This window comes from Cytobacillus oceanisediminis (assembly GCF_022811925.1).
In the GTDB taxonomy this organism is placed as follows: Bacteria; Bacillota; Bacilli; order Bacillales; family Cytobacillaceae; genus Cytobacillus; species Cytobacillus oceanisediminis_D.
The window spans coordinates 1,615,723-1,629,540 of sequence record NZ_CP065511.1 but is presented as its reverse complement, the minus strand read 5'-3'; the positions used below and the strand labels follow the sequence as shown (position 1 = coordinate 1,629,540).

The window sequence follows — 13,818 nt, the reverse complement described above, 5'->3', positions numbered from 1 at the left end:
TGCTATATTTTACTATAATAAGGACAAGAAGTGAAACTTAAAATGTTATCTCCAAGGAGGCTGTCATGTCTAAAGAAAGCTCATTTGATATTGTATCCAAAGTTGACTTTTCTGAAGTAACCAATGCCATTAATATTGCCATGAAGGAAATCTCCACCCGCTATGACTTTAAAGGCAGCAAAAGTGATATAAAGCTGGATAAAGAAGAGCTCGTGCTTCTATCTGATGACGAATTTAAACTGGAACAGCTTAAAGATGTTTTATTGGGTAAATTGATAAAAAGGGGCATTCCTGTAAAAAATCTTGATTACAGCAAAATTGAAGGGGCATCAGGCGGAACAGTACGCCAAAGAGCAAAGCTTGTTCAGGGAATTGATAAAGAAAATGCCAAGAAGATTAATACCCTTATTAAAAACAGCGGTTTAAAGGTGAAGAGCCAGGTTCAGGATGATCAGGTCCGTGTAACCGGCAAAAACCGCGATGATCTTCAGAAGATTATAGCTGCAGTTAAAGAGGCTGATTTGACTGTTGATGTCCAGTTCGTTAACTATCGTTAAATCCTAAAGCAAACGGATCCGTTTCCGTTTGCTTTTTTATTGTTTAATAATGCAAGCAGCCATCGTCATACATATAAAATAGGAATTCCTGTTATTAAATAGGTATTTCATTATGGATCCTAGTGGCATATCAAAAACGGTTAACATAAATGGTAATGTTTCAAAAAAAATAGAACTCGCCGATTGACGAGTTCATAAGTTTGTTTTATAAGGAGCAGGTTAAATTTCTGTATTCAGGGTGATAGATTCTGACTCCTTTTGAATAATATCTCTGCTCCTTTTTTATAATATTCGTCCATTATTTCTTTCGGAACCATACTGCCGCCAGTCGCCCACATGAGATGGACAGCATTTTTCATTTGATCTTTTAAGTTATGATTTTGTACATATTCTTTCCCTTGCTTCTCAGTCGATAACTTTACTGGACCTATTACACCTGCCAATGCGGAAGGCTCAAGATGAATATTTTCTGTATCGGCCAATGCGCTTAATAGTTTAAATAATTCATGATCACTTACCGTATAGCTTCCGCTTAATAAAGGCTCAATCGTTTGACCAACGAATCCTGATGGTCTTCCAACGGCAAGGCCGTCAGCTGATGTGATGTTGTCAATTCCAAAGTCTTGGACCGATACTTTATCATGCATTCCTGTTACGAGTCCAAGCAGCATACATGGAGAATGAGTAGGTTCTGCAAAGAAGCAATGTACTTGATCTTGATACATTAATTTTAAACCAAAAGCGACTCCCCCCGGTCCGCCGCCTACTCCGCATGGAAGGTAAACAAATAGCGGATGGTTTTCATCTACTGTAACATTCAGATCTTCTAATTGTTTTTTTAAGCGAATGGCTGCCACTGCATATCCTAAAAACAAATCGCGAGAGTTCTCGTCGTCAATGAAGTAGCAATTCGGATCACTATCAGCCTGTTTGCGCCCCTCTTCGACCGCTTTGCTGTAATCTTCCTTATATTCGATCACCGTTACTCCTTTGCTTTTAAGGAGATCTTTCTTCCATTCCTTTGCATCTGCAGACATATGGACTGTTACTTTAAAACCTAATTTGGCACTCATTATGCCTATACTTAACCCTAAATTGCCCGTAGATCCGACGGCAATGGAGTATTCGGAAAAGAAGTTTCTGAATTTCTCCTTATCAAGGATCGAATAATCATCCTCTATTGATAATAAACCATGTTGAATCGCCAATGTTTCTGCGTGTTTCAATACTTCGTAAATGCCGCCGCGTGCTTTAATGGAACCTGAAATCGGAAGATGACTGTCACATTTCAGCAAAAATTCCCCTTCTAATGGATGATCATACAACTGTGATAATTTTTGACGCATCGCCGGAATAGAGACAATAGGAGATTCAATGATACCTCCATGTTTTCTAGTTTCCGGAAAAACCTTTGCGATGTAAGAAGCAAAACGCTTCAGCCTTTCCTCTGCATCTTTTACATCATTCTCATTAAGCGGAAGTTTCTTAACTCCTGTTTGAAATGGTTCCTTTTTCGGGTTTGCCCAAAATACCTCCTTTACAGCTGCCAACTCGCCTATTAAAGGATATTCTTTTATCCAATCTTGAATCGATTTCATCTCTCTTCTCCCCTCCAAACGGGACCTTAATGCCCTGAAGTTATTTTAACACCGACAGCTCCTGCAATAATACACATAATCCATATCGTTGACCTTAAACTTCTAGGTTCATTAAAGAGGATCATGCCGGCTAAAACACTGCCGACAGCGCCTATGCCAGTCCATATTGCATAAGCAGTCCCCACTGGAAGGGATGTTACTGACAAAGAAAGAAAATAAAAGCTTAAACTTCCGCAAACAAGACAACTGACCGTAGAAGGCCATTTTTTAAACCCATCTGCACGCTTCAGACTGATCACACTTCCAATCTCGGCAATGCCGGCAATAAGAAGAAAAAACCAATCCATATAATCATCACCTCACCTAACCCTTTACCTATCATATACTTCCTTTCATGTTTTAGGTTTCGCCTGGCTTATTTTTAGTCCAATGATCCCTGCGATCATTAACGCGACAAAAAATAGTTTCAATAGATTAATAGTCTCTCCCCAAAAAAGCATCCCGGCTGCGACTGTTCCCACCGTTCCTAATCCAGTAAAAACGGAGTAGCCAGTTCCTAAAGGAACGGAATGGAACGATTTTGAAAGTAAAAAGAAGCTTAAGAGTATTAACGCAACTGTTATGATACTAGGGATCAGGATGGTAAATCCATGTGAATATTTAAGACCGATTACCCAAACAATTTCTAAAAGCCCTGCCATGATAAGATAGATCCATGCCATATCTAGTTCTCTCCTTCCGGCATTGACATCTATTTTGCAGCAGCAAAACTTTCCATATATCGACTGATTGCATACGCTACCCCATTCTCAACGTTCGAAAGGGTTGTCATTGTACAAACCGCTTTGATCTCATCTTTCGCATTTCCCATCGCCACATTGTATCCAACTTTTTCGAACATGGATATATCATTGTTGCTGTCTCCTATGGCCATAGCCCGCTCTAAGGTGCCATTCAGCATGAACGCCAATTTTTCAAGGGCCATTCCTTTTGTTGCTCTTTTATTCGTAATTTCAATGTTATGATTGGCAGATGAAACAACCATTAACTCACCATTCATCCTAAATTGATTCCATGCTTCCTCCAATTTCATTTTGTCAAAAGAACATGCCAAAATATTATTGAATTCTTCCGCTTGATCTAGAATATCCTGGTAGCTTTCAACGATTACATATCCAAACTGATCAAATTGCCTCTCCGCTTCTGCAACCAATTCTTTCATATCCTTATCTAAATCCGAGCTTTTCAAACTATGAATCTCATTATAGAAATCCTGTCTTCTTTTTTTAGGTGCATAAATTGCTTGATCCGTAAACACCTCGTAATAATAATTTCGTTCATCCAGCCATTGAAGAATAGATTCAACACAATCTTTCGCTAGAGCAATAGAGGAAATACATTCTCCATTTTTCGCATGAATGGTTGCTCCATTTGTCCCGATGACAAACGGAGATATTCCAGCTTTTTCGCAAATCATTTGAACATCAAAATAGGCACGCCCTGTTGAAATCACTACTTCAAAACCTTTTTCTTGAGCGGATTGAATCGCCTTTATATTTTCTTCACTAATTTCATTCTGGTCGTTCAATAATGTTCCATCTAAATCTATTGCAATAAAACTCATAAAATAATGCTCCTTTGCTTAAGCATACTTCTCTACTTAAAGGGAGGACATGGATCAAGCTTGAATCCAATTCATCTTCCCTAATTCTTGATGATCCTTCCATACCTCTGGAAAAGGGTGTTCACAGACAACTACATCAATTTTTTCTAAAGGACAAACTTTACTAAAAGTATCAACGCCAATTTTGGAGGAATCCGTTAGCAATATCACTTGCTTAGATACTTCAACCATCTTGCGAGAAACCAAAGTTTCATGTAAATGATAATTACTAACTCCTTTTTGAATAGAAAAACCGCCCGCTGAGATGAAAGCTTTATCGATATTAAATTGATTCAGCATTTGTTCAGTAAAACTTCCACAAATCGATTGGTGCTTTGGATCAATTTGTCCGCCAAGCAATAACACTTGACCTGTGAACATATTTTGATTGATAGATTCCGTCAACACGGATGATACAGGAAGAGAATTGGTGATAATGGTAATATCCTTTTTCTTTTCAATCTGCTTAGCAAATTCGAGCATGGTTGTTCCCACATCAATGGAAATCACATCTCCGTCAGAAATGAGTTCCACAGCTTTTTTGCCAACCTTCACTTTCGCATCTTGATTCACAGTAGTACGCTGGAGAAAAGGGGGCTCTTCAGATTGAAAAACGGCATGAATCGCTCCTCCGTAAACCCTTTTTAATAATCCTTTTTCCTCTAAGATCATCAAATCGCGTCGAATCGTTTCTTCAGAAACCTGAAATTGCTCAACTAACTCCACGACTTTTACTTTTCCAGTCTTCTTAAGTTCTTTTAATATTTCATTTTTCCTTTCTTCAGGCAAAACGGACATAGCTCATCCTCCAAGAAAAATTATTTATAGAATAAGGCATTCTTTCTTTGGTAAAATAATTTGAATGGGTGTTCCTTGTTCAAGCATTGCCCCTCGGTGGTGAAGATCATCTACATGGAAAGAAGAATCCTCTGATTCGACTTCATATCTTAATACATTGCCTTTCATGGAGACATCTTTAATAACTCCTTTAAGCCGCCAATTCTCTTGTAAACCCAGGCTCTCTTCACCAATAGGAAGCAGTTTTAGCACTTCAGGTCGAAAGGCAACTTCATCCCCTTTTAATTCCGTGCTGCGAACGAGTTTACAGAACGTTTCCATTTTAAAGACATTATAATTCCCAATGAAATTTGCAACAAATGTATTGACAGGAGATGTATAAATTTCCGTTGGAGAGCCGGATTGTACAACATTTCCTTTATTCATTACAAAAATTCGATCAGACATCGTCATTGCTTCTTCCTGATCATGTGTTACAAAAATGGTAGTAATGTTTAATTCCTTTTGAATTCTCTTTAATTCTTTTTGCAAACTTTTTCTAATTTTAGCATCCAATGCGCTTAACGGTTCATCTAAAAGCAGTACTTTCGGCTCCATAACAAGCGCGCGAGCCAAAGCAACCCGCTGCTGCTGTCCGCCTGATAATTGGTGAGGATAAGATTCTTCTTTTCCAGCTAAGTCAACCATCTCAATCATCTTTACCACTTTGGATTTTATATTTTTAACCTTTTTCATTTTAAGGCCGTATGCGATATTATCAAAAACATTCATATTTGGGAAAAGAGCATATGACTGAAACACCATCCCGACTTCACGCTGACGCGGAGATAAGTTTGTAATGTCTTTTCCATCAATTAAGATTTTTCCTGCATCAACATCTTCAAGCCCTGCAATCGAACGCAGCAATGTGCTCTTTCCGCATCCGCTTTGCCCAAGCAAAGTAGCAAATTCTCCTTTGTTTAAGGTAATAGAAATATCGTTTAATACCACTTGATTATCATACTTCTTAATTACTTGATCGATGGTTACATAGCTCATGAGTTTTCACCTTCTAATGCAATTTTTTTATCACGGCTTTGTTTTCTTAATAATGAAAGAACGCGGCTCTTTTTTGACTCGGCTGGATTCTTTTCGTTTTTAAAAGTAAGTTTTAATACAGTCCCCGTTAAAAGCAAAATCACGGAATAATACGTAATAACAATTGCACTTGTTAAGTGACCGCTGCTATTCAGTTTATCTGCAAGATAGATTTGCAGCGTTTCAAATCTGCCTCCAACAAGCAAATTAGCCAAAGCAAATTCACTAAACAAAAGTGCGACTGATAATAAAGTAGATACTAAAATACCAGAGATAATATTTGGAAACACTACTGTACGGAACGCCTGAAACTTTGTGGCACCGAGTAATTCGGCAGCATCAACAAGCTGTACCGCATTAAGTGTTCGTAGGCTGTTGCGAATACCTTGATACATAAATGGCAGAATGGTTATGAAGTAAGCACCAATTAATATCCAAGGTGTTCCGGCAATTGGAATTGGGCCATCAGAATATAACTTGATTAATCCTACAGCTCCAACAATGGGAGGTATTCCATATGGAAGCATTGCTGCTGCCTGAAGCAATCGTTCCCACTTACTGAAATATACTGTGATGATAAAGATCGTTGGAAGCATGATAACAATACTAAGACCTACTGACATCACGATTAAAAACAGCGTTCGCTGAAAAGCATCAAAAAAGCGTTCATCTTGAAATAATTCAATATACCATTTCATTGTATAACTCTCAGGTAAAATCGTATGATCCCATTTACCTGCGATCGAGAACAAAAATGTTCCTATAAGCGGAATTAATAAATAGATAACCAGAAGTCCAACGACTGCTTTATGAAAAGACAATGAAGCTTTCATCGTAAATCCCTCCTAATGCGGCGCATCATTCGTTCATTGAACCATAACGCACCTATCATCGTCGCTGCTAAAAGAACTCCCATCGCACTGCCCAGCTGCGGCTTTAACGCTACATCACTTGCAACCAAGGAGGCGATTTGCAATGACAATAAATTATAGTTGTTTCCGACCAAGGCATAGGCTGTAGCATAAGCTCCCATCGCATTGGCAAACAAAATACTGAACGTACCTACAATACTAGGCAGCAGAACTGGAATTCCGATACGGTGCCAAAATGAAAACTTTGAACCGCCTAATAGTGAAGAAGCTTCTTTCCATTGTTTTTTAATTCCTTGATAAGATGGGTAGATGAGCATAACAGCAAGCGGAATTTGAAAATAGATATAAACAAGTATGAGGCCTGTCCAAGAGTATAAATTAAAGTCCGCAAACACATCCAAACCCATTTTAGAAAAAAGCAATGTAAACAATCCGTTGTTTCCAAGCAAAATAATGTATGAAAATGAAAGGGGGATCCCCTCAAAATTCGAAGTCATATTCGTAATCATCAGCAGCCGATTTTGTATTTTTTGTGAGAACATTGTAATTGAATACGCTGCAATGACCGCTATAATCACAGAAATCACAGCAGATATTAAGGAAATTACAAGGCTATTCTGAATGGCTTTCATGTAAAAATCACTTTTGAAAATGGTTAAATACTGATTTACCGTAACTTGAATTCCATCGTCTGCATAAAAGCTATTTTTAATCATTGCTGCTAATGGCCCGATTTCAAAACCAATGACAAACAAAATAAATGGCAGTAAAAGAGCTAATAAGTAAATTTTTTGTTTTTTAATTGTTCGCAAGACTTCTCGCTCCTCTATGTTCTCTATCAATATCGGAATTGGTTTAACCAAGCGTACGTTAAACCAATTCACAGTCATTCTTCATTTTACTGATTTAAATAGTAATTTTCCCTTTAAGACCTGGAAATTGATAGTAAATCATTTTATTGGATGGCTCAATATTTAAAAGTTCACATACGAGCGGTGCGAAAGCCAATTGCGGAACCACTTCACTATAAACGCCAGGCTCAACTTTTGGACTGACAATAAAGAGTGGTACATCACGCTCACCATCAGTTATGCCGCCATGATTGCCCGTTTCACTCATCCCATGATCAGAAGTTATTAAAATGTGGTAGCCTTCTTTGAGCCAAATTGGCAGAAGCTGAGCCAAAATGCTTCCCATTTTTAAGATCTGTTCACGATATTCTTTTGATTCCGAACCATAGATTTCTCCTTTTACATCTACACCAAGCGGATGGATATATAAGAAATGCGGGTCATACTTCCTGCGCAAAGCTTCTGCATCCATGAGCACATGACTGTCTGGATAATCATCATCCCAATAAAATTTTCCGTATTGAATTGGCTTGGATGGATCCTCTTGCTCACGGTCTTCAATAAAATGGAACGGAGCACGATTATAAAGTTCGCTTACCCAATAATACGATACCGTTCCGTTTCTTAAACCATTCTCTTTCGTCAGATGAAAGAGACTTTTCTCAGCAGATAGCCGCACCGCTTGATTGGACGTAATGCCGTTCACTGATGCTGGTGTACCTGTTAACAGCACTTCATATAATGGACGGGAAAGACTAGGAAGCTCCGACTTCACTTTGTAAAGGGATGCCTGATTCGTTTCAACTAAATGCTGAAGAAATCCTAAGGCCTCACATGCTTTATCGTATCTCATACCATCGACAACAATGGCGATTACTTTATTTGACATGTACTAACACCTCTTCCTGCCAAACCTGCGGCAGCGTTTTAACGGTTTCTTCCCAAGCTTTGGAGTCTTCGATAGGTTTTGCATTTTTGTACTGTTCTTCTGGAACCATTTTTTCAGCTACTTCTTTTGGAAGTTCCACGTCACGAATTGGGCGGGCGAATCCTTTAGCCAAGTTAATTTGTCCTTCATCGCTTAAAATATATTCTCTAGTCGCCATCGCTGCATGAGGATGCTTTGCATATTTGTTAATAATTGTTGCATAACCGCTTACTACTGAACCCTCACTTGGAATGCTTACATCAAATTGATCACGATTGATTTGTTCAGCGTAACCAAGAGCATTGAAGTCCCATACTAATGCAACCTCCACTTCCCCTTTTTCGATATTAGCTGGTTTTGCATCTGTTAAGCTTAGACGGCCTTGCTTAGCAAGCTTAGTAAAAAAGTCAATTCCCGGCTGAAGGTTTGTTTCATCACCGCCGTAAGCGATCGCAGCAGCAAGAACAGCCATTTGGTTCTGTGCACCGCGTTGTACATCTCCAACGGTTACTTTATAATCTCCATTTAAGATGTCATCCCAAGATTTTGGCGGATTTTTTACTAACTCCTTATTCGATAAGAATGCAATCGTTCCTTGGTAGCCAACAACCCAATCTCCGTTATCATCTTTTGCCCATTCAGGTAACTCGTCCCAATAGGAAGTTTTATAAGGAAGTGTTAATTCTTTTTGTTCTGCGATTGGTCCAAATGAAACCCCAACATCACCGATATCAGCAGTTGCATTTTCTTTTTCAGATTCCATTTTAGCGATCTCTTCGGCACTGGATAAATCTGTATCCGTGTGTTTCAATGAATATTTACCTGTAACCTCTGTCCACGTTTCACCCCAGTTAGCCCAAGAATCAGGCATACCAACACTATTAATTTCTCCCTCTTCTTTTGCTTTTGTTTCGATTTCTTTGATGGTTAATGATGTTGTATCACTTACAACTGGAGCAGCTTTTTCTTTATTTGCTTCACAAGCAGCTAGTCCTAATACACTTACACCTAACATCATAGCTTGAATAAACTTGTAACCTTTTTTCTTAAATGAGCAATTCATTAAAAGTTCCTCCAATTAATGTGGATTTTTTAATATTTATTACTGTTTGTTACGGTTTCATCATAATCCGACAATATTAACCCCACATTAATCAAATATTAAGCTTTTGTAAAAACACTCTTTATTCGTCAAATTCATTCTGAGCTTTGTCGAGCGTGAAGCACAAAATGCTGGGGGAGGAGTTCCATTCTCGTTCTTTGATGACCATAAACCCCACAAAATACCAACAACAATCCCCATTCTCATCTTAAGTTACGTGCTTTTACCTCTCCTTTCCCACCTTTCAGGCATCTCTTTTAATAGAAAACCAAATTAAAAAGAGAGAAACAATTTGCGTTCCTCTCCTTTTATTAACAATAATAGCCTTTAAATATCCAAAGTCTTACGACACGATAGTTATTCCCCAATTATGTCAACCTGTTAAGAAAGAATTTCTTCTTTTTCTTTTCCGTAGTCTTTTTTCTTTTTTTTCTCTTTTTCCTTTAAGACATAGCTGAGCAAGTCCAGTAATATACGGGCTGCTACTTGTCCGGTCATACCGGTTGGATCATATGGAGGAGCTACTTCAACTAAATCAAAACCGATGACTTCTCCTCTTTTGGCAATCCCTTCGAGCAATTCATTGACCTCATCGTAAAGCAGGCCGCCCGGTGATGGTGTACCTGTTCCAGGAGCGATGGACGGATCGATTCCGTCGATGTCAATCGTTACATAATATTTTTCTCCTACGGGAATTTGGTTAAGCACTTCCTTAAGTCCCATTTTTCTCATCTGACGAGGTGACAAGATCACACTGCCATATTGTCTTGCTGCGTCGACGTCTTCTTTTTTGCTGCTGCTGATCCCTCGAATGCCAAATTGAAATATTCTCTGAACATGATCCAGCTCAGATAAGCGGCGAATACAATTTCCGTGGCCATACCTCATTCCCGAGCGATGATCCGCCCAATCTAAATGGGCATCAATTTGAATTACATGAAACGGACCCAGGTCTTCCAGTCCTTTTCCAACTGCTGCTGTGATTGAATGATCACCACCCAATACTACCGGCATAGCGCCTTTGGATATAATTTTACGAATCGCTCCTTCGGTATTCTCATGACATTGCATAATATCCCCATGTACCATGTCTACATCACCACAGTCGACAACTTTCCAGTCAGGTCCAAGGTACATTATATCGTTTTCAATATCATAGGCACCATCCAGCCCGAAACTATATAAAGTAGAACCTTCACGGATTCCTCTAGGGCCCATTCTTGCTCCCGATTTCCATTGTGTCCCCATGTCATTGGGCACCCCGATGACGGCTGCATCTGCGTCAAGATGATCCAGGTCCGGACACATCGGGTATTTTCCAAAAGTACAGATGCCTGTAAAAGGTAAATTTAAAAGTTGCTTTTCATCACGATTAGACATTTGCTGCCCCCTTTCCGCTTTATTCCTTACTTTTTCTCCAGGTAAGTTTGTATCAGCCCAAGGTGTCTTTTTTAACAAGAGATTTTGAAAACTACCAAATTATACATTTTCAATCAAGCTGATGTTTTTTGCTTCATATGTTTTTTGAAATAAATTCAGATAATCTTCTTTTGTTAATTCTCTTGAATTCACCTGTGTACACAAATGTTCAAAAGCCCCTTCTGCCAAGAACGGGAAGTCGTCAGGATTTACATTCCCTAAATCTCGAAGATTAGGAATCCCAATTTTAGCTGCCAGCTCTTTTAGCAACACAACACCTTCACATGCCAATTCCTCTGTTGTTTTACCTTCTTTATTGGCACCAAGCTTTGTCGCTACTATTGCGTGCTTTTCTGGATTTGAAGGAATATTAAATTCAAACACATATGGCAGAAAAATAGAATTTGCTACCCCATGCGGTGTATCATAGAGACCTCCAAGTGGTTCAGCCATAGCATGTACCGCACCAAGATCTGTGTTATCAAATGCGACACCTGCAACTAAACTAGCTAAAAGCATATTTTTCCTGGCATCCAGGTCATTGCCGTTTTCTACCGCTAAAGGAAGGTACTTAGCAATTAATTCAATTGCATAAAGACTGAGTGCATCTGAGATCGGTTGAGAAACTTTGCACGTATAAGCTTCTATAGCATGTGTTAATGCATCCATTCCTGTAGCAGCGGTAATAGATTTAGGGAGCGTTAAAGTTAATTCAGGATCCACAAGTGCCAGTTTTGGAGCGATTTTCAAATCTAGTATAGCCATCTTCTGTTTCGTAACTGTATCCGTAATGACAGAACCTCGTGTAACCTCACTACCAGTGCCTGATGTTGTAGGAATACAAATAAGCGGGGGGATTTCTCGATCCAATAAATTTACACCGTAACGATCTCTTAACTCCCCTTCATTCGTTATAAGTGTACCAATTGCTTTAGCTGTATCCATGGAGCTTCCCCCGCCTAGACCAATTAATAGATCTATTTCCTCATCTTTAAACTGGTGATAGGCTTTCTCGCAATCTACATCTTTTGGATTCGGAGAAAGTTCATCAAAGACAATGTAATGGACACCTTCTTGCTCTAATGAATTTGTGACTTTTTCCAAAATTCCCGTTTGCGCCAGCCCTTTGTCTGTAATAAGAAGAGCTTTTTTTCCACCTAGCTCTTTTGCCCTTTTTCCAATATTTTTTACTTTCCCGTTTCCAAACTCGATAGAGGTAGGAAGATTGAAATTAAAATCCCATAACATAATGTATTTCCCCTTTCCTTTTTCAAAATATTAAGAATATAGTGTGTTGCTTAATCGCTTTTTAGCTAAATTTTTCACTTCTTATTTTTAATCATTAAACCATTGTGTTGGCTTAACATCTAAATTAATGTTGATTTGTTTTACCTCAGTAAACGTATCCAAACCAAAAGTTCCTAACCCCCGGCCAATCCCGCTCTGCTTGTAGCCTCCCCAAGGTGCTTCATTGTAAGCAAGGTTATATGCATTAATCCACGTAATTCCTGCTTTTATTTTTTTGATTACCCTTAAAGCCTTGGCACCGTCTTGTGAAAATACACCGGCTGCAAGACCGTATGGAGTATCATTTGCAAGTTGGATTGCTTCTGCCTCATCTTTAAACTTTTGAACAATAAGAACTGGTCCGAATATTTCTTCCTGAACAATTCTCATGTCAGGTTTCGCATTAACAAATATCGTTGGCTCAACAAAATAACCATTTTCAAGCCCATTGCCAGTGATCCGCTTGCCGCCGCAAGCTAATTTCGCCCCTTCGTCTAAGCCAATTTGAATATATTCCAGTATCTTATTCATATGTTCCTCACTTACAAGGGCGCCCATTTCTGTAGAAGGATGATCCCCAGGACCGACTTGAATCTTGTTCGCTTTTTCGATCAGCCGTTCAATAAACTTGTCATGAATGCTTTCTTCCAGCAGCAGCCGCGATCCTGCATTACAAACCTGGCCGGCGTTGAGAAAAATCCCATTCAGCGCATAATCGACTGATGTCTCAAAGTCTGCATCGGCAAAAACAATGTTAGGTGACTTGCCGCCTAATTCGAGAGAAATGTTTTTGATATTCCCAGATGCTGATTTCATGATGCTTCTGCCCGTTGATGTGCTTCCCGTGAAGGAAACCATATCTACTTTATCGCTTTCTGCGATTTTATTTCCAACAGCTGCACCACTGCCCAAAACTAAGTTTGCAACACCATCTGGAATTCCCGCTTCTTTTATGATCTCGAATAATTTATAAGTAGTAACCGGAGTAATCTCGGCTGGTTTAAACACTACGGTATTTCCTGCCGCAAGAGCAGGGGCTATTTTCCAGGCTCCGGTCAGTAATGGGAAATTCCATGGAGCAATTAGTCCGCATACACCGATAGGTTCCCGAACAACCATAGCCTGGACAGGATCGGAAACATGATACGTTTGCCCGCTTGGTTTTGTCACTAAGCCCGCATAGTAACGAAAACAGCCTACTGTATCAGCAATGTCAAACTCTGATTCTTTCAGTGGTTTACCCGTGTTCTCTGTTTCAAGCTTGCTAAGCTCAGCTGCATTTTCTTCAATCTTATCCGCTATTTTATATAAATAAGAAGCCCGTTCGAAAGCTGACAAATCCGACCAAATTCCGGAATCAAAGGCTCTTCGTGCTGCATCAATCGCCATCGTGGCATCTTCTTCATTACCGCTTGGAGCCTCTGCAATGATCGTGCCGTTTGCCGGGTTTATAATATGACTTTTTTGTCCATTTAAAGAATCCATCCACTCACCATTTATAAACATTTTTAACTGAAACATTTTGACAAACCTCCAATACATTTTTCTTGCCTGATCATTAATAAAGTCCTTACTTTTGGTTTTAGTGAGTTACCGCTTACATAAGAAGTGGCACCACCTCCTAATTAGAACTCAAAACTTGTTATAAGTAATCAGCCGTTTCCTT

General features: G+C 39.1%; 14 protein-coding genes. 1 reads left to right on the top strand and 13 read right to left on the bottom strand.

Annotated features, from left to right (window positions below):
* Positions 1 to 65: 65 nt before the first annotated feature.
* The gene (locus IRB79_RS08425) at positions 66 to 557 is read left to right on the top strand and encodes a YajQ family cyclic di-GMP-binding protein (protein WP_159866208.1); all 492 of its coding nucleotides are present in this window, start codon (positions 66 to 68) and stop codon (positions 555 to 557) included.
* A gap of 233 nt (positions 558 to 790) precedes the next feature.
* Here the strand turns inward: IRB79_RS08425 and IRB79_RS08420 are convergent, their stop codons facing one another.
* From IRB79_RS08420 to IRB79_RS08360, 13 genes are all read right to left on the bottom strand, one after another.
* Complete coding sequence (locus tag IRB79_RS08420) at positions 791 to 2,155, bottom strand: D-serine ammonia-lyase (RefSeq protein WP_243508059.1); 1,365 nt, start codon at positions 2,153 to 2,155, stop codon at positions 791 to 793.
* A gap of 26 nt (positions 2,156 to 2,181) precedes the next feature.
* Entirely contained in the window at positions 2,182 to 2,502 is a 321-nt protein-coding gene (locus tag IRB79_RS08415; RefSeq protein ID WP_243508058.1) for a DMT family transporter, read from the bottom strand.
* 45 nt (positions 2,503 to 2,547) lie between these two features.
* Entirely contained in the window at positions 2,548 to 2,877 is a 330-nt protein-coding gene (locus tag IRB79_RS08410; RefSeq protein ID WP_243508057.1) for a DMT family transporter, read from the bottom strand.
* A 29-nt stretch (positions 2,878 to 2,906) separates the two neighbouring features.
* Positions 2,907 to 3,779, bottom strand: coding sequence for a Cof-type HAD-IIB family hydrolase (locus tag IRB79_RS08405; RefSeq protein WP_243508056.1), 873 nt, complete (start codon positions 3,777 to 3,779; stop codon positions 2,907 to 2,909).
* 54 nt (positions 3,780 to 3,833) lie between these two features.
* Complete coding sequence (locus tag IRB79_RS08400) at positions 3,834 to 4,616, bottom strand: DeoR/GlpR family DNA-binding transcription regulator (protein WP_243508055.1); 783 nt, start codon at positions 4,614 to 4,616, stop codon at positions 3,834 to 3,836.
* Positions 4,617 to 4,640: 24 nt separating this feature from the next.
* Positions 4,641 to 5,654 carry an ABC transporter ATP-binding protein gene (locus IRB79_RS08395; protein ID WP_243508054.1) on the bottom strand — a complete coding sequence of 338 codons (1,014 nt, stop codon included), beginning with the start codon at positions 5,652 to 5,654 and terminating at the stop codon, positions 4,641 to 4,643.
* Positions 5,651 to 6,526, bottom strand: a complete 876-nt coding sequence (locus IRB79_RS08390) for an ABC transporter permease (RefSeq protein WP_243508053.1) — start codon at positions 6,524 to 6,526, stop codon at positions 5,651 to 5,653. Before IRB79_RS08390 ends, IRB79_RS08395 begins: the two co-directional genes overlap by 4 nt.
* A complete protein-coding gene (locus IRB79_RS08385; protein WP_431833429.1) occupies positions 6,523 to 7,107 on the bottom strand; it encodes an ABC transporter permease in 585 nt (194 codons plus the stop codon). Before IRB79_RS08385 ends, IRB79_RS08390 begins: the two co-directional genes overlap by 4 nt.
* A gap of 364 nt (positions 7,108 to 7,471) precedes the next feature.
* The gene (locus IRB79_RS08380) at positions 7,472 to 8,305 is read right to left on the bottom strand and encodes an alkaline phosphatase family protein (RefSeq protein ID WP_243508051.1); all 834 of its coding nucleotides are present in this window, start codon (positions 8,303 to 8,305) and stop codon (positions 7,472 to 7,474) included.
* Positions 8,295 to 9,407, bottom strand: a complete 1,113-nt coding sequence (locus IRB79_RS08375; RefSeq protein WP_243508050.1) for an ABC transporter substrate-binding protein — start codon at positions 9,405 to 9,407, stop codon at positions 8,295 to 8,297. Before IRB79_RS08375 ends, IRB79_RS08380 begins: the two co-directional genes overlap by 11 nt.
* A 420-nt stretch (positions 9,408 to 9,827) precedes the next feature.
* On the bottom strand, positions 9,828 to 10,826 hold the full coding sequence (gene speB, locus IRB79_RS08370) for an agmatinase (protein WP_243508049.1): 999 nt from the start codon (positions 10,824 to 10,826) through the stop codon (positions 9,828 to 9,830).
* A 99-nt stretch (positions 10,827 to 10,925) separates the two neighbouring features.
* Positions 10,926 to 12,113, bottom strand: coding sequence for an iron-containing alcohol dehydrogenase (locus tag IRB79_RS08365; protein ID WP_243508048.1), 1,188 nt, complete (start codon positions 12,111 to 12,113; stop codon positions 10,926 to 10,928).
* An 87-nt stretch (positions 12,114 to 12,200) separates the two neighbouring features.
* Entirely contained in the window at positions 12,201 to 13,673 is a 1,473-nt protein-coding gene (locus tag IRB79_RS08360; protein ID WP_243508047.1) for an aldehyde dehydrogenase family protein, read from the bottom strand.
* Positions 13,674 to 13,818 lie beyond the last annotated feature (145 nt).